Genomic DNA, 15780 nt, shown 5'->3' on the forward strand with positions numbered 1-15780 from the left:
TGTGATCGTCATTGTCCTTGGGCTGCTCGTGTGCGCGTCTTGCACGACGTTGGTGCTCGATGCCCGACAGCGACGCGTCGATCGTCAGCTCGCGATAGCTCTGCCCGCCTCGCATACGGCCGGCCTGCCGTCAATTCGTCGTGCGGAGACCGGATCCCGCTCGCAGTTTCTGCACCGCCTGGTCAATTACCGGCCCGAGATCCCTTACGCCTGGCGCCCGGCCTATGTGCTGCTTGCCGGTTTCATCGCAGCCGCGGCATTCTGGTTTGCCGTAAACCCGCTGCAATTTTCCACGCTCAAGGTGTCCATCGTGGCTGCATTTATAGCCATCATGGTGGTGCGAGGCCTGTTCGGATGGCAGCAGCGTAGCTTTACCGACGGACTGTTCCGGCAACTGCCTGACACGGTCCAGCTCGTCACGAGTACCGTTCGGTCGGGGTTGCCCGTCCACGAAGCATTCCGAACCATCGCCCGCGATATGCCGCAACCGACTGCCGGGCAGTTTGCGATCGCATGCAGCGAACTGAATCTGGGCAGGCCGCCGGAGGACGTCATTGAAGGCATCTATCGGCGAACGCAAGTGGCGGAGTACGGCATCTTCGCAGTGACGCTTGCGGTGCAGTTGAAGTCGGGCGGCAGTTTGGCCGAGACCCTGCAGATCCTCGGAGATACCGTGCGGCAGCGTGTTGCGCTGGCTGCTCGCGCGAAGGCTCTCGCCGCAGAGGTGATCTTTTCGTCACGCGCACTTTCACTCGCGCCGTTCATCGTCGGTGGCGTGATTTACTCGCTCAATCCGGAAACCATCGATATCCTGTTCCGTGATCCGGCCGGAAACGTGATGCTGGCCTACGCGGTCACCTCGGTGGTTATCGGGCACTTCGTGATCCGTTGGATGATCAGAAGGGATACGGCGCTATGACCGCAAGTCTCGGCCTGGTCGCTCTCGCCATCGCAGCTGCGACTGCGACCTTCCTGTTGCTCATCCGCGAAATGCACTTTCGTGCATTGGACACACGTGTGTCGAACGCGGTGCTGGGTATCCCTGACCAGACGGCGCGCTCCAAGGACATTGTCGGTTGGTTTTCATCGCTGGGCGCGCGCTATCGGCGCTTCTATGCCGAGGAAAATATCGAGGAACTGCGAACGATCCTTCAGTCGGCTGGTTTCAATCATCATCGAACCCTCTCGATCTGGATCGGTGTCAAGATCTTCTGCATGTTCGCGGTCCCGATTGCTGCCTTCCTCTTTGCGCAGCTATCGGGGGCGAACTTGCTGGTCTTCACGCTTGTTGGCGTTGTGATCGGGATCATGGGGCCGCGACTGATCATGTTGAGGCTGAAGCGGCGTTTTGACGCTGCCATTCGGCTCGGCATGCCGGATGCCATCGATTTGCTGGTTGTGTGCAGCGAAGCGGGAATGGGCCTCGAAAGCGCGCTGCAGCGTGTGGCGGCTGAGATCCACCAGACCAATCCCCCCATGGCCGCCGTCCTGACCGATCTGCTCGATGATCTCAGGATCCTGCCAAATCGCTTTGACGCGTTCGAGAAGCTGGGAGCGAGGTCGGAGGGACTTCGCCGCTTCGGCACCATGATCAGCCAGAGCCTGCAATACGGAACGCCGTTGAGCCAGGCCCTGCGCGCCATCGCTGCCGACCTGCGCCGGGAACGCATCACCAAGCTGGAAGAACGAGCCCACAAGCTGGGCGCCAAGCTGACTCTTCCGATGGTGCTGTTCCTGCTTCCGGCCATGTTCGTCATCCTGGGCGGCGGGCCGATGCTGAACCTCATTCATGCGTTGAGGTGAATCCCAATGCGGACGGGAGCGACGAGCAAAGCTTCTTTCCTGGCGGATCAACGCGGCGCCGTCGCGTTGGAGGTCCCGGCCGTCTGGCTTTTCCTGATGTTGATCATAATTCTGCCGCTTGCTGACATTGCGGTCGCCGGCTTTCAGTTCATATCCGCGCGGCAGGCATTGCGTAACTTCGGATACTCCATCCAGTACTCCCCGCCGACTGATGTCACGAGCGCGTCGAGTTGGACGGCAGCCGCGGTTGCCAAGGCCGATCCCAAATATCCCATTTCCAATTTTCAGATCATGTGCGGCGACAGCAGTACCGTCTGTTCCGCCGGCAACAATGTGACGCCCAGATATTATTCGTACTCAACCTCCGTCACCATTGCACCGATCGTGATGAAAGCATTGTTGTGCAAGAGTGGCACTGGCGGATGTACGTTCACGCTGCCTTATTCAGAGCGGTTTCAATAGGAGTGTTTCATGCTCAAGCTGCTCCGTTGCCGTCGAGGTTCGACTGCATTCGCAGTCGCCGCCGCCTTAGTGCCGGTGGTCGGATTTATGGCACTCGGAGGCGAGGCGGGATCGTGGTATGTCACCAAGCAGCGCGCGCAGAGTGCCGCTGACGCGGCAGCCTATGCCGGCGGCTTGTGGCTGGCCTGCTCGACGGCCGGCTCATCTCTCTGCCCGGCCGATACGCGGTCGATGGACTATCGCGGCAAGCAATTTGCGTCACAAAACGCCTTCTGCACCACGGGCGACGGTACCTCGTACCCCGGCCGCCAATGTGGCACCCTTCCGAGCGGCGCAACTCAGAGCGTAACCATCGCGGCCGTGGGGTCGAACGGTGTCCAAGCCACGGTCAGCCAAACACAGTCAGCCTACTTGGCAAAGGTGCTTGGTTATTCCACGGTGACCATCGCCGCGACGGCTATTGCTCGGGTCATCCAATTGGCGAATCCGTGCGTCCTGAGTCTTCATGACCCTCTGAGCTTTCAGGGCAGTACGACCGTGACGTCTCCGAATTGCGGGCTGGCATCGAACAGTACTGCCCAAAACTCGCTGGACTTCACCGGTAACGGGCTCGACGTGAGCAACGCGGGATCAATCTCGGGGCAGGGCGGGTGCGCTCAGACGGGCGGCTCCCAATGCAGCAAGGCAATCACTTATGCGCCGGCGGCACCTGATCCCCTGAGTGGGCTGACTACGGCGATTTCGGCATTGACCAAGGCCAGCTTCACAGGCGGCAGTTGCGGTGGAACGCTGAAAGCGTATGGGCCCGATAATGGCACTACCGCGCCTTGTTACAACACGACGTGGCCGTCGGGCAGCGCGACCTTGAGCGGTGTCTATTTCCTGACGGGCGACATCAAGATCAACGGTGATGTCACTATAAGTGGAACGGCGACCTTGATCTTGCTGCCTCCGAAATTTCTAAGCAACGGAGATAAAGGCGCGACGTTGACAATCACGGGCAACCCGACGATCCAGCTCACCGCGCCGGATACCGTTGCGATCACGCAAGTGCCGGCCTCGATGTCGACGGTTGTCGGCTTGATGAGCAAGCTGCTGATCTACGATCCGGAACCGTACAGCAAGCAAGGTATCAATATCAGCGGCAACTCCTCGAGCTACTTCAAGGGGATCATGTACGTACCGAACACTCCCGTTACATACACCGGCAGCGCCGTGAGTTCCGGCACTTGCACCGAGGTCATTGCATACGCGGTCACCCTGTCCGGCAACTCGAGTTTTGACAATTCAGGATGTCCCGCAACCTCTAAACCCACAAGTCAAATCGTTCGACTGGTGCAATGATGAGGAAGCTCGATCAGCGCGGCGTTGCGGCGTTGGAATTCTGCGTTGTCGCCGTGGCGGTTTTCACGCTGATTTACGCCGTCATCGATCTCGGACGTTACGTCATCACGATGCAGTCGTTGCGGTCGCTGGCGGGCGCCGCAGCGCGGGCCGCCATGATCAACGACTGCTACACGAACGCCGTACTCACCAAGACAACCCCGACCTGCAGCGGTGACTACACCACGCTCGCGCAGAAGCAGGCGCTTGCCCCATTCGTGTATGCCAACGGTGCCACGCCTACCGTGAATACGGTGACGTCAGGTTCCGCCGTTACGGTTACGGCGTCGGCATCGGGTTTCACCATGTTGTGGCCAACGATATGGGGCGCATCGTTCAACAATCCGAGCGCCTCCACCAAGGTCCCGTTCTAGCCATCCGGCCGGCGATTCGTTGCCGCCGAATCGGCGTGGTTGCTGCGTCGATCGTCCGCAGCGCGTGGCGGCTGTCCGTCGGCCAGCCCGCAGGCCCCAGCCATGCCCCCAAAGTGGTGCGCGCTGGCAACATCGGGAAGTTTTCTCTGGCCTTGCCGCAACCGGATGACGGTCTTTCCTTGCAAACCACGGGTGCGGCAGGGGATTATCTCCGGGCCGCGTTTTGCGGCTGGCGGCGCCGGGGCAGGGTGGGTTCGTACCTTCTCCAGCGCGCCAGTAAAGCGAATTCATCGGTAACTATTTGTAATCGGACACATTGTAAGCTCCGCGGCGTGATGTGCGAAGGAGAGTGGCCAGAACGCCGGGGATCGTAAATTTACGGGATGTAGCCGCGATATCCGCGGTGGAGGGGATTCGAAATGAGTGGCGGTCGCGTGTGGGGTAACGCGGAACGTGGTCTTTTCGCCGTAAGCCTGGTGGCTCTTGGCGCTGCGCTCGCCTTTTTCCCGTCGGCGGATCGCGCGCGGGCGGCTGAGCGTCGGGACTCCTCCAGCGGCGTCTTTGTCAGCGAGATGAACGACGTCCAGCGGGTCAGGGTGACGGTCAACAAGTCGCGCACCTTCAGGGTCGATACGGCATTTGCGTCGATCGTCGCGGGCTCGCCTGACATCGTGGACGTGAAGTCGCTGACCGACCACCTCATCTACGTCCAGGGCAAGAAGACCGGCACCACCAACGTCATCCTGTTCGACAGCTCGATGAAGCAGATCGGCATTCTCGATGTCGAGGTGACCGTCGACATCGGCAACCTGCAGCAGAACATCCAGTCCGGCACGGGCACGCGCGGCATTCGCGTTTCCGCATCGCAGGGCCAGGTGGTGCTGAGCGGAATGGCCGCCGATGCGGTCGCCGCGGAGCGGGCGCTGACGATTGCCAAGGGCATTGTTCCCGAGGGCGGCATCGTCGTCAACGCCATGAGCGTTGCGGCACCGCAGCAGGTGATGCTCGAGGTGCGCTTCCTCGAGGTCAACCGGCAGGCCGGCCGTGACCTCGGTGTGAACCTTTATGCGGCGAACGCCAATGGCACCAACGTTGCGAATACCGGACGGGGATCGTTGAACACGGCAGCGGGGCGGGATCCTATTGGTGGTATCAATACCGCAAATGGCCCCCTAGGCACGGGAGGGGGTCCTGTTGGCGCTCCTCCCACAGGCAGCCTTCCCCTGCTTGCTACGGCAGGCACGCTCATAGGTTCCGCCGGCGGCATATCTCCAGCCCCGTTCGGAAGCCTGCTGACCAGCATCTTGAGGACCAGCAACGGCGGCTCGGTGGACCTGCTGATTACGGCCCTGGAAACCAAGGGACTGGCTCGCCGGCTGGCAGAGCCGAATTTGACCACGCTTTCCGGAGATGCCGCGCGCTTCCTGGCCGGCGGCGAGTTTCCGGTCCCGATTCCGAGCAACACGACGAGCGGTTTTCCCACCGTCACGATCGAGTACAAGAAGTTCGGTGTCGAGCTGGCCTTCGTGCCCACCGTGCTCTCGCGCGGCGTGATCAACCTCCGGGTCGAGCCCTCGGTCAGCGAGCTCGATTTTGCCAATGCGATCTCGATCCAGGGCACCACTGTTCCGTCACTGACCCGCCGCGACGCGCGCACCACCGTCGAACTGCGCGACGGCCAGAGCTTTGCGATCGCCGGCCTCTTGCAGACCCGCAACCGGCAGGACGTCTCGCAATTGCCGTGGATCGGCTCGGTGCCCGTGATTGGAACCCTGTTCAGCAGCAAGTCGTACCAGCAGGAAGAAACCGATCTCGTCATCATCGTGACGCCGCGCCTGGTCGCGCCTGCGGCGCCCGGCCAGCAACTGGCATCGCCGCTCGACTCGCGCCTGCCGGCCAACGACGTCGACTTCTTCCTCAATGGCCAGATGGAAGTCCGCAAGCGTTACGACGACTACGTCAATTCCGGCGGCGAAGTGAAAGGGCCTTACGGCCACATCATCGCGCCCAATGCGATCGTGCCTGTTCCGCCACCGGCCGTTGGTGCAAACCAACCGGTCGTGAAGACCCTGAACTAGAGGAGGCGAGGGATGACCATCAGGTATCTGGCACTGCTCGCACCCTTGCTGCTCGGAGGCTGCTACGGGGTTGCCGGCAATGACGAGATGGACCGTTACTTCCAGCGGTCCGACACCATCACGATGAGCGCCGGCAACGCCAAGGAAGTCAACGCTGCCACCCACACGATCCATCCATGGCCCCGATACGTCGGCGATCGCAGGATCGCGTACGACGCCCGGCGCACGGGCGGGGCCATAACGCGCTACGGCAATCAGCAGCGTCCGCTTGATCAGCTTCCGGACATGGGCGATCCGACCAAGGCGATGGGCCAGCCGCCGCCCGTCACCACAATTCAGAATGTCAACGCAACCGGATTGGGAGCGGGGACCGGAGGATCGGTGGCCGTCGGGGTCGGAGGGGGCAGGTAAGGAGCCGAAGATCTCGATCCCTCGAGCGCAACCGACCCCATTGGATCGGCTGATCGAGCCAGGGGGCGGGGACTTCGGAGCCGGGGATGTGAAGGTCTGTTCGTGGCGTAGCGGTTTCGGTCGCGCCGCCTGTTACTCGTAGGTTGTTTCGCGATGATCTTTGGAACGATGCAGGGAGTTCGCCGGGGCTGGAGCACGGGACGCGCATTGCGTCGTCTCGTTCCGGCGCTCGCCTGTTGCTGGCTGGCCGTGGGCCTTGCCGCCTGCGACTACACGACGCGGGAGGCCGCGATCGTCGCCCCCGTGGATCCGCCGGGCGGCGACCCCGTACAGGAGCCGACCGACGTCAAATACTATCCCTCCGACGAGCCCGTGCGGCTCGGGCTGGAGCATTTCAACCGCGGCAACTACGGAATGGCCCAGCGCTACTTCAGGGACGCGGTCGAGAAGTCGCCGAAGGACGTGACCGCTTGGGTTGGGCTCGCGGCAAGCTATGACCGGATACGCAGGTTCGATCTTGCCGATCAGGCCTATGCGCAGGCGATCCGGCTTGGCGGCGAGACCGTGCAGATCCTGAATGACCAGGGATATTCCCTCATGCTGCGCGGCAATCTGAATGGCGCGCGGCGCAAGTTCGAGAAGGCGTATTCGCTCGATCCGGGCAACCCGGTCATCGCCAACAACCTTGAGCTTCTCAACGGTAGCCGGAAGTTCATCGAACGGCCGCCGAACAATCAGCCATGAGCTGAGAACCTTGCCGCAGTAGCCTGTTTTTAATGGCGTTTTTGTACTTGGTGGCTCCGGTGCAGGGACGCGTTAAGACAAGTTAAATGCTTTGGAACTAAGAAAAGCCAGACGTTTTCATACACGTATGGCTTGTTTCATGAATCGCCTTTTCAAGCTGCAATTCATCGGTCCGTGCGTGCTGTTCGCGGCCACCCTTGGCGCCGAACTGGCGGTGCAGGCCCTGCAATATGCGCCGAACTCCGAACTGCTCTGGTTCGTCAATCTCCGGATCTTCGGCATCTTCCAACGCAGCCACGCATTGCTCAGCGGGATTGTTGGGATCGACGGTTTCCAGCTCTTCGGCGTCGCGCTGCCGCTGTTCCTGCTGGCCTGCCTCGGGCTCGCAGCCAACGCCAGGCCCGCGTTCACCATCGCAACGCACCTGAGCGCAGGCTATGCGGGATTTCTGCTCTTCGCCTGGCAGTCGGGCGTGCCGACCACGGCGCAAGCTTCGCTTGGACCGTTCGCTGTCCCGACCGGTGCCGGCCTGTACGTCATGGCGACGATTCTTGGGGCTTGCCTTCTGTCCTTTGCGATCACGCACCTGCTGTATTTCCAGGCCGTTGGAAAGGAAATTGGAGCCTTGGGCAGGTGGCTGCGGCCCCGCCGGACGGCTGCGGCAACCGAGGTCTGATCAGCGCCTGAACTTCCGGTCGATTACGGCGCCGAGGACGTTGGCATAGTCGTCGGTCCAGGCCGTGCGCGCGTTGGGATCGAGGCGCTTCCATCCTGGCTGCGCCGGCAGATCACCGAGATCCTGCACGTCCCGAGCAAGCACGACCACCTGTGTGCGCGTCCGCGTATCGTCGTCGCCGTGGTTCGTTGGAATTTCATCCTTGCCGAAAGCGACGAGGCCTTCCGCAGCGCCGACCGCGGCTGTCGGTCCCCACAGCGACATATGCTGATTCGAGATGTGCACCACGATGACGCCGTGCGCGGTCAGGTGCGACAGATATCCGGCGAACGCCTCGCGCGTGAGCAGGTGCACGGGAATTGCGTCGGAGGAGAACGCGTCGAGCACGATGAGATCATAGTGCTCCGGTGACGCCGAGAGCGTCAGCCGCGCGTCCCCGAGCACGATGCGCGTGTGCTGGCCGCATTCCGACAGGAAACGGAACAGCGCCGGGTCGCTTGCGATGCGGGCCACATGTGGGTCGAGCTCGAAGAAGGTCCATGCCTCGCCGTCCCGCCGATGACAGGCGAGACTGCCGGTGCCGAGCCCAACGGCCGCGACGCGCGCCAGCCGTCCTTGCGCGGCGCGGGCCGCTGCGATGGCGTCGCCGATCGGTCCGCCGAAATAGTAATACATCGTTGGTTCGGGACGGCCGCGCACCCGTGTCCCGTCGTTGTTGCGAACGCGTTCGGCACCATGTGCGGTCGTTCCGTGCATCAGGAGACGGACTCTCCCCGCGGGGTCCTCGACCACGCGATGCACGCCGAAGAAGCTGCGGTCTTGCTCGATCGGCGAGAGGAGTGGATCGAGCTTGGCAATCGCGAAGGCGAGCGCCGCCAGGCCGAAGAACAACGCTGGTTGCCGTCGCAGCAGCAGCATGCCGCCAGCGAGGACAATGAGCGCGATTTCGGTTGGCACCACGGCGCCGGCCGGCATCCGAACGCGGAACCACATCATGGCGACGATCGCCGCTGCCAATACCAGACCGGGGCTGCTATGCCGTAGAAACCGGCCTAGCTGTGGAGCCTCAAGAGGTTGTCCTCGGTCAAACCGAGCCTGCTGATCGGCGTTTGAGATTTTATACCACCGTGGGGCCGGTGCCAGTTGTATTGGTGCAGCCAGAACGGCAGCTCTTGGGCGCGCCGATCTGATGTTGGATAGGCTTTGGCATAAGCCCATTCGCGAAGCGCGGTTTGGATGAAGCGCTCGGCCTTGCCGTTTGTTCTGGGTGTATAGGGCTTGGTGCGAATATGCTTGATGCCGAGGTCCCGGCAAGCGTCGCGGAAGGCGAAGGACTGGTAGCAACTGCCATTGTCGGTCATGACGCGCGTGACGGTGACGCCGAGGCTTTTGTAATAAGCCACAGCCGCCTTGAGAAAAGGAACAGCACTGTCCGCGGTCTCGTCGGGCTTGATCTCGGAGAACGCGACGCGGGAATGGTCGTCAATGCAGACGTGGACGAAATCCCAACCAGCGCCACGGCTCTTGTTCGGACCACTCGGATCGCCGGTGATGCGGTGGCCCACACGCTCGAAACGCCCGAGCTTTTTGATGTCGATGTGGAGCATCTCGCCGGGCGTCTCGCGCTCATAGCGGCGCTCCGGTTCGGCCGGCTCCAGGTCGCGTATCCGGTTTAATCCCAAACGGCGCAGGATGCGGCTGACGGTGGCCGGTGACACCTCGACCTCGGCAGCGATCTGTTTGCCGGTGTGGCGCTGCCGGCGCAACGCCTCCACAGCGGTGCACGTGGCGACCGGGGTTTGGCTTGGCGATGAAAGGGGCCTGGAGGAGCGATCACGCAATCCCTCCACACCTTCCGCGCGGAACCGCTTGACCCATTTGGCGACCGTCTTCGGCGTCGTATTGAACAGGTCGGCCGCGCCAGCTTGGCTCAGCCCGCCTTGCACCACGCTTCGGACCATCGCCTCTCGACCTTTGGGCGTCAAAGGCGCATTCTTGTGCACGTTCATCTGGTCTCTCCTTGGAACACTGAAGCTTCGCAACCTCAGCTTCCTCGGTTCAGACCAGATGGACAACCTCCTGAGAGACCACACCTAGCCCGCCGGCAAACGCACCGGGCATTGCCAGTAGCACTGCAAGGACAAGGATTGGGTATTCGGCGACGCCGTTGAACGTATGCGGCGCGATCAGCCCGGCGTAGATTCCACCGATCATCCCGCCGAACGAGGTCCACAGATAGAATTCCGTCAGCCGCGCCGGCGCCGGTCGGCGGCGATAAAGCTCGCCATGGCACGCCAGCGCAAGCACGAAGAAGGCCGCCAGATGCATCATCAGCAGCGCACTCAAATACGGCCGAGCCAGCGCCGACGCAGTGACGATCACAGCCACAGTGGCGAACGGCACCATGCGCAATACCCGCTCATGTTCCACCCAGGCACGGTCGCGGAAGATCGCCACGAAGGTCAGGAGGTAGAGCGATAGCGGCAGAACCCATAGGAATGGCGCTGCCGCAAGATCGACCGAGATCGCCGCCGTGACCGCGACCACGAGGCCCGCAGGGATCGCGGCCAGCAAGGTCCACATCGTGCGTTCGGCTATTTTGGAAACGGCGGTCGTGTCCGCGGTTGTCTCGCGGATCGCAGGCTTGTCCGCGCTGGCGACCATCACCGCCGCCGTCGCAATCAGCAGGACCAGGAGGAAATAGCCGACCGACCACGCGTGAACCTGCGAGTGTAGCGTGGCCAGCGGCTCGACGATGAAGGGATAAGTCATGAGGGCCGCGAACGACCCCAGATTGGACGCGGCATAGAGCAAATAGGGGTTTGCCACGTGGGGATGACCGCTCGCTGCGAACCAGTTCTGCAGCAGTGGGGCGGTCGCGGCGAGCGCGACGAACGGCAGGCCGATCGATGCGGCGAACAAGCTCAGCAGCCAGAGTTCGAGCCCTCCCTGCGGCGGAGCCTCGAAGCCGTAAGCAATGCGGATCGGCAATGTCGTGGCGGCAATCGCTAGCAGGCCAAGATGGACGAGGGCCGAGCGACCCGGCGAGAGCATGCGGCAGAGCAGGTGCGCATAGGCGTAGCCCAGCAACAGTGCCGACTGGAAGAAGACCATTGCGACCGACCAGATCGCGGCCGCGCCGCCGAGCCGCGGCAGCACCATCTTTGCGAACATCGGCTGGATCGCGAACAGCAACAACGCCGAGAGGAAAAGCGCCACGGGATATACCAGTGGCGCAAAGCGCACGGCCCGCACGGATATCGCTCGAAGATTGACCTGGTCATCGAAAGACATGGAGTTTTTGACTCGTGTGGGGCACGCGGTGCCAAATCGATGCGTTAAAATTGCAAATGACAGAAACCGAAGAGGCCTCGAAATCGCCGCGATACTTGCTGCGGCACCAATGAAAAACACGTTCAAGGTAGCAAATCAGATGGATTCAGGAAATCTGCTCGTCTTCATTCGTCGATCGTCGGTATCGGGGGCGACCAGCGCTGATTGGCTGGATCTTGCTCAAATTGGAACGTGACGGAATTGAATGCCACGAAGGGCGTTGCGGGCTGGCATTTCAATCGCAAAGTAAGTGCCAACGGGCACGACAGCTGTCGCCGCAGCCAGCATCACATAAACGGCGAGTGGCCAGGCGGCAGGCTCGCCGAACAAGGCCACCGCGCCGAGGAAAATGACAAAGTGGGTCATGTAGATCGAGTACGAAATCACGCCGAGGAAATGCAATGGCTTCGAGCCGAGCAACCGCGACGTGATCGAAGTCGGGTCCGTTGCTGCAAGTACGACGAAGGGATAGACGACTATCAGCGCGTGTGAATTGGCCAGTCCGCAATAAGCCAGCACCACAACGAATGCTATTCCACACCAGATCAATGTAGCAAATTTTGTGGAAGCCACATAAAGCCCGTCGCGCTTCTGGAAGCTTGCAAACGCAGCCCACCCGGCTGTGAATCCCAACGCCCCACGAGCCAGCGCAATCCAGTCACTCCACGGGCTCTTTGCAACGTGGAGCTGCGGAGTGACCAATCGATCATCATAGAAAAACGTGAACAAGAAGAAGGAGGCGGATGTCGCGACAACAATGCAGAGCAGCCTAGTCGATGTTGACGGTAGCGCTTTCTGGAAGAGCAGAATAGGGAACAACAGCAAGTAGCAGAACCATTCGATAGATAGGGACCATGCCGGGGTGTCCCAATGGACGCCTGAGCCGATCACCGGCCACGCATTCAACATCGCCAGCTGCAATGTGAAATCTGAGACCGCAGTTCGGATAGGGTAGCTGATCGGATTGATGACAACGGGCCAGACGTAAAGAGCGCCGGCTGCGATCAAGCAGACTAGATATAGCGGGTAGATTCGAGCGACGCGAGCTGTCAGGTAAGTCGAAAACCTAAACGTCTCCGGATTGTAGACGTAGGATAAGGTGAAGCCGCTAAGGCAAAAGAACAGGTCGACGGCGTTGTGCCACATGAATGGGGTGCCGGAGTAGCCGGGAATGGTGTTCTGAAAATGTGCAAGAGCAACAGCAATCGCGGCTAACCCGCGAAGTCCCGTTAGCGCCCGCAGCTCCGGCCGCGAATCTTGCATTGGTTTGCCCCCCGTCGTTAAGGCCACCAACGTCGAGAGGGCGACGCAATCCAGAAAGATATCTCTGTGATGACCGGTCGCTCGCCGTTAATCCATGCCACTCCAGCTCGGGTGTGCTTCGACCTCACAATCTCGACAAGTACGATAACGGTGAGCATACCGGCAATAAAACTCAGGACAGCAATTGCCCAGACTGAACGGTTCATTTAATGCCTCATAAAGGAGCTAGCGTACCGCAGGCTTGGCGAGCGGGGAAGTGGGTGCCGACCCCGCAGAGGGCCTTTGCTCTTCAAGTCACGCCGGGGGATGCTAGTTGTCCGCAACTCCGCGAGGGTGGTTGCGCCTAAATGGGTGACTAAGTCGGCCTAGCATCCTTCACCGCATCTAATGATTATTGGCTGCCGCCGCGGTCGGCATACGATCCAAAGCCACGTTGCCGACTGCGATCAGTTCGCCTCGGTTGTCATCTCGTTCTGGGTTGATAAGCTTGCCTGTCCCGGCCGCAAACTGGCGGGCGACTTCCGGGAAACATCGGTTTTCTTGGGATCGGCATAAGCCAAACATAAACCGTCTTGGACTTGCGAATCGGCCAATGGTTTCAGCTTGTAGGGGTACAGTTAATCCGTAAGATCACGGGGACGGGAAAAGTAGCGTTTTTCGACTGGCAGACCATCTCACCGACGGACCAAAATGGCGGACGTCTGGCGGCTAGGCATGAAAGCCGAAAACCAACGGGGGCGAACGGTGGATAACGACAAACTCGACGAGCGCCTCAGCTATCTGGAAGGACAAGTTTCTCGGTTACTAACGGCCCTTTGCTGCGCGCTCAGCGTCATACTCGTGTTCATCTTCTATGACCGACGTCCATTTTTCTTAGATCAGGATTACGGCACCCTATTCATAAGAATGGCTGGAGTAGTTGCATCAGCTTTCTTGGTGGGATGGCCAATCGTGAGGTGGATCGTCGGCAAGAAGTCAGAACAGCCATAGGTTGGCCCATCGCGTTGCTTGGAATAGCCCGTTCGCGGGGAAGCCTCCGACGCCAATTCGCCGCGTGAGGGCAATTGCGTCTCACGATGGGGATCGATCCGAGGTGCGGATCGTGAATCTCGACTGCTTCCCGGAATAGAAGGTTCAGGATCGAGGTGCTGCCGCGCCGCCGACAGCATGGCGGGTGCCCCGCGCAATCTTGACAGCCGGTACCGTAGAAACGACGATCCCGCCCCGTCGCGTTTTGAGACGGACCGCGCTTGGTTCGGGTTTGGCCGAAGGTGGCGAATGAGTACAGATAAATTGCAGGCGTTGAGCGATACCATTGCCGGCATACTCAACGAGCCGCCATCACGTACGACTTATTTTGACCCTGAGCCCCACGACGGGGCGACTGCCGGCGAACGCGCCGCAAAGTCTTTCGACGGTCCCGCGCATGGCACTGACGCTCCGAAAGGGAGCTTCGGAAAGCTGAGTGCTCGCGAAGCCGGCATTTCACGAAATCCGGCGCCCGAAGCGCACATCGTCCGGTCCGACGAGTACGAACGCGCCAGCAGAGCTTCCGAGCAGCCACCATCGAAGCTGGAGGCCGCAAGCCTCCGGCCTGACCTGCAGACGCTGGGCACAAACACGCAACGTGCCGCTGTTTCGAGCAACCGGATTTCGCTGCGAGGATGGGGCCTGTTTGGGCTTGCGGGCGTCGTGCTGGCCGCGGGAGCAGGCGCCGCCGCTGTGGTCTGGCCGGGCTCGTCCGGCGATGCCGCGAAGACGACCTCGCAAACATCGCCTGCGACCATGGTCGCGCCGGGATCTCTACCACCCGAGTTGACCCCGCTGCTCCAATCGATGTCGCGCGATCTCGCAAGCCTGAAAAAGGAGATCGAGCAGCTCAAGCTTGGTCGCGATCAATTGGTCCGCGATAGCGCAAGTCTTGGCGAGCAGCTCAAGACCAGCCAGGATCAATTGGGCCGCGCCGTTGCGAGGCTTTCCGATCAAGTGAAGGCCGGTCAGGAATTGGCGGAGCGCGACAATGCGAATGCAGCCGAGCAAATCAAGGCTGTCAGGGATCAACTGATCCGCCTGGAGCAGCCCAAGAAGCTCACGCCGCCGCCGCCGCGGACGACGGCTCCCGCCGCGCCGAAACCGGTGCCGGCCGGCTCGTCGCCGCAGGCCGCAGCTCAGCCGGCCGCCGTAAAACCGAAGCCGGCGCCGACCGCGCCGGGGTCTGCGCCGGCCACGCCAGCGCGCTGAGGCCTTGTTTTTTCAGGCCCAGCGGGCAAATCGGCGCGCCGGGCGCGGGAAAACGCCCTGAAATTACGGCAGTATGGTTCACCGTAGTAGAACGGAATCCACATGGCACTTCAGTACCGGTAGGGTGTTGATGCCGGGGCTGGCATTTCAGTACGGACCATCATTTCAACCGGCAAGGGGTCGCTCTTTGAGCGGCCCCTTTCAGTTTTGGGCAGGTAAATGGAAAGGAAGCCCGCCTCCGGCAAAAAGGGCAGTGGAGGCGGGCCAAGGTCGTTTTGCGGCGCCGTTCACCCCGGGGCTGGCAAGGGTTCCGTCGCTCGCGATGGAACCGTAGCACCATGGAACCCTGCCTGAAACCCGCAGGAATACCGGAATATAAAATCGAGTTAAGTCTGTTTTACGGCGGCTGATGCCGGATTTACGATCATAAATCCGGTCAAGGGCGGGGCGTTGCGAGCTCTCGATCCGCGCATGCGCTCCGATGCGCTGCAGCCGGAGACCCCGGTTTCGATTTGCCGAAATCCGACGGGCTCATTAGCCTTTCCTGAAGTTTTGTCCCGCACTATTGAGACGTTGTGCAATTTCAATGCTGTGTACTTCGGCCGGTGGCCGAGGGGTGCGTAATTTCGTAAGGGCGTCTCGTGAGCCTGGTTTGTCCAGCGGGCGGCGAGCTGCGACTCGATTGCATCTTCAAATCGGGGTTTCGTCCTATGTCTGATTCGCTACCACCCGAAAAACGTGGAACGGCACGTATCGAGTTCTCGCGCGGCGTCGACGTGCACATGGTGGCTATCGACGGAACGTGGAGCCGGCAATGTCAGATGACCGACGTGGCCGAAGCCGGAGCGAAGCTCAAGATCGAAGGGTCGATCGAGGGGCTTGCGCTGAAGGAGTTTTTCCTGCTGCTTTCGACGACCGGAGCAGCCTTCCGCCGCTGCGAGCTGGCCTGGATCAACGGCGACAACATTGGAGTTCACTTCCTGCGCGGCAAGAACGCGAGTAAGGGGTGAGT

At 61.1% G+C, this 15780-nt stretch carries 16 protein-coding genes; 12 read left to right on the forward strand and 4 right to left on the reverse strand.

What is annotated here, in order from left to right; genetic code table 11:
• The first annotated feature begins 1 nt into the window (after nucleotide 1).
• From ACVJ19_RS24245 to ACVJ19_RS24285, 9 genes are all read left to right on the forward strand, one after another.
• Entirely contained in the window at nucleotides 2-919 is a 918-nt protein-coding gene (locus ACVJ19_RS24245; protein WP_453951612.1) for a type II secretion system F family protein, read from the forward strand.
• Nucleotides 916-1803, forward strand: a complete 888-nt coding sequence (locus ACVJ19_RS24250) for a type II secretion system F family protein (protein WP_453951613.1) — start codon at nucleotides 916-918, stop codon at nucleotides 1801-1803. The genes ACVJ19_RS24245 and ACVJ19_RS24250 overlap by 4 nt, the downstream gene beginning before the upstream one ends.
• 6 nt (nucleotides 1804-1809) lie before the next feature.
• Nucleotides 1810-2265: a hypothetical protein gene (locus tag ACVJ19_RS24255; protein ID WP_453951615.1), complete on the forward strand. Its 456-nt coding sequence runs from the start codon at nucleotides 1810-1812 to the stop codon at nucleotides 2263-2265.
• Nucleotides 2266-2274: 9 nt separating this feature from the next.
• A complete protein-coding gene (locus ACVJ19_RS24260; protein ID WP_453951616.1) occupies nucleotides 2275-3609 on the forward strand; it encodes a pilus assembly protein TadG-related protein in 1335 nt (444 codons plus the stop codon).
• On the forward strand, nucleotides 3609-4022 hold the full coding sequence (locus ACVJ19_RS24265) for a TadE family protein (RefSeq protein WP_456739443.1): 414 nt from the start codon (nucleotides 3609-3611) through the stop codon (nucleotides 4020-4022). The genes ACVJ19_RS24260 and ACVJ19_RS24265 overlap by 1 nt, the downstream gene beginning before the upstream one ends.
• 419 nt (nucleotides 4023-4441) lie before the next feature.
• Nucleotides 4442-6100, forward strand: coding sequence for a type II and III secretion system protein family protein (locus tag ACVJ19_RS24270; RefSeq protein WP_453951618.1), 1659 nt, complete (start codon nucleotides 4442-4444; stop codon nucleotides 6098-6100).
• A gap of 12 nt (nucleotides 6101-6112) precedes the next feature.
• Nucleotides 6113-6511, forward strand: coding sequence for a hypothetical protein (locus ACVJ19_RS24275; protein ID WP_453951619.1), 399 nt, complete (start codon nucleotides 6113-6115; stop codon nucleotides 6509-6511).
• Between the two features lie 207 nt (nucleotides 6512-6718).
• Nucleotides 6719-7255, forward strand: coding sequence for a tetratricopeptide repeat protein (locus ACVJ19_RS24280; RefSeq protein WP_453951620.1), 537 nt, complete (start codon nucleotides 6719-6721; stop codon nucleotides 7253-7255).
• A 91-nt stretch (nucleotides 7256-7346) separates the two neighbouring features.
• Complete coding sequence (locus tag ACVJ19_RS24285) at nucleotides 7347-7931, forward strand: hypothetical protein (protein WP_453951621.1); 585 nt, start codon at nucleotides 7347-7349, stop codon at nucleotides 7929-7931.
• On the opposite strand, the gene ACVJ19_RS24290 is transcribed toward ACVJ19_RS24285, so the two are convergent.
• The 4 genes from ACVJ19_RS24290 to ACVJ19_RS24305 form a co-directional block, all read right to left on the reverse strand.
• Nucleotides 7932-8927: a spermidine synthase gene (locus tag ACVJ19_RS24290; protein ID WP_453951622.1), complete on the reverse strand. Its 996-nt coding sequence runs from the start codon at nucleotides 8925-8927 to the stop codon at nucleotides 7932-7934.
• Between the two features lie 56 nt (nucleotides 8928-8983).
• Nucleotides 8984-9940, reverse strand: coding sequence for an IS481 family transposase (locus ACVJ19_RS24295; RefSeq protein ID WP_453951623.1), 957 nt, complete (start codon nucleotides 9938-9940; stop codon nucleotides 8984-8986).
• A gap of 49 nt (nucleotides 9941-9989) precedes the next feature.
• On the reverse strand, nucleotides 9990-11351 hold the full coding sequence (locus ACVJ19_RS24300; RefSeq protein WP_456739444.1) for a hypothetical protein: 1362 nt from the start codon (nucleotides 11349-11351) through the stop codon (nucleotides 9990-9992).
• A gap of 93 nt (nucleotides 11352-11444) precedes the next feature.
• Entirely contained in the window at nucleotides 11445-12527 is a 1083-nt protein-coding gene (locus tag ACVJ19_RS24305) for an acyltransferase family protein (RefSeq protein WP_453951626.1), read from the reverse strand.
• Nucleotides 12528-13241: 714 nt separating this feature from the next.
• On the opposite strand from ACVJ19_RS24305, the gene ACVJ19_RS24310 reads away from it, so the two are divergent.
• From ACVJ19_RS24310 to ACVJ19_RS24320, 3 genes are all read left to right on the forward strand, one after another.
• Nucleotides 13242-13517 (forward strand): hypothetical protein, encoded by a 276-nt coding sequence (locus ACVJ19_RS24310; protein ID WP_145832137.1) that lies wholly within the window; start codon nucleotides 13242-13244, stop codon nucleotides 13515-13517.
• Between the two features lie 177 nt (nucleotides 13518-13694).
• Nucleotides 13695-14768, forward strand: a complete 1074-nt coding sequence (locus ACVJ19_RS24315) for a hypothetical protein (RefSeq protein WP_453951627.1) — start codon at nucleotides 13695-13697, stop codon at nucleotides 14766-14768.
• A gap of 710 nt (nucleotides 14769-15478) precedes the next feature.
• Nucleotides 15479-15778 carry a PilZ domain-containing protein gene (locus ACVJ19_RS24320; protein WP_453955196.1) on the forward strand — a complete coding sequence of 100 codons (300 nt, stop codon included), beginning with the start codon at nucleotides 15479-15481 and terminating at the stop codon, nucleotides 15776-15778.
• Nucleotides 15779-15780 lie beyond the last annotated feature (2 nt).

The sequence above is a fragment of the Bradyrhizobium sp. USDA 376 genome, from assembly GCF_054063675.1.

What these genes read in the sequence shown, in the direction of transcription:
- ACVJ19_RS24270 (WP_453951618.1), top strand. Translation starts at nt 4,442, where the DNA reads ATGAGTGGCGGTCGCGTGTGGGGTAACGCGGAACGTGGTCTTTTCGCC.
- ACVJ19_RS24305 (WP_453951626.1), bottom strand. Translation starts at nt 12,527, where the DNA reads ATGCAAGATTCGCGGCCGGAGCTGCGGGCGCTAACGGGACTTCGCGGG.
- ACVJ19_RS24290 (WP_453951622.1), bottom strand. Translation starts at nt 8,927, where the DNA reads ATGATGTGGTTCCGCGTTCGGATGCCGGCCGGCGCCGTGGTGCCAACC.
- ACVJ19_RS24320 (WP_453955196.1), top strand. Translation starts at nt 15,479, where the DNA reads ATGTCTGATTCGCTACCACCCGAAAAACGTGGAACGGCACGTATCGAG.
- ACVJ19_RS24255 (WP_453951615.1), top strand. Translation starts at nt 1,810, where the DNA reads ATGCGGACGGGAGCGACGAGCAAAGCTTCTTTCCTGGCGGATCAACGC.
- ACVJ19_RS24260 (WP_453951616.1), top strand. Translation starts at nt 2,275, where the DNA reads ATGCTCAAGCTGCTCCGTTGCCGTCGAGGTTCGACTGCATTCGCAGTC.
- ACVJ19_RS24250 (WP_453951613.1), top strand. Translation starts at nt 916, where the DNA reads ATGACCGCAAGTCTCGGCCTGGTCGCTCTCGCCATCGCAGCTGCGACT.
- ACVJ19_RS24265 (WP_456739443.1), top strand. Translation starts at nt 3,609, where the DNA reads ATGAGGAAGCTCGATCAGCGCGGCGTTGCGGCGTTGGAATTCTGCGTT.
- ACVJ19_RS24275 (WP_453951619.1), top strand. Translation starts at nt 6,113, where the DNA reads ATGACCATCAGGTATCTGGCACTGCTCGCACCCTTGCTGCTCGGAGGC.
- ACVJ19_RS24310 (WP_145832137.1), top strand. Translation starts at nt 13,242, where the DNA reads ATGAAAGCCGAAAACCAACGGGGGCGAACGGTGGATAACGACAAACTC.
- ACVJ19_RS24295 (WP_453951623.1), bottom strand. Translation starts at nt 9,940, where the DNA reads ATGAACGTGCACAAGAATGCGCCTTTGACGCCCAAAGGTCGAGAGGCG.
- ACVJ19_RS24315 (WP_453951627.1), top strand. Translation starts at nt 13,695, where the DNA reads ATGGCGGGTGCCCCGCGCAATCTTGACAGCCGGTACCGTAGAAACGAC.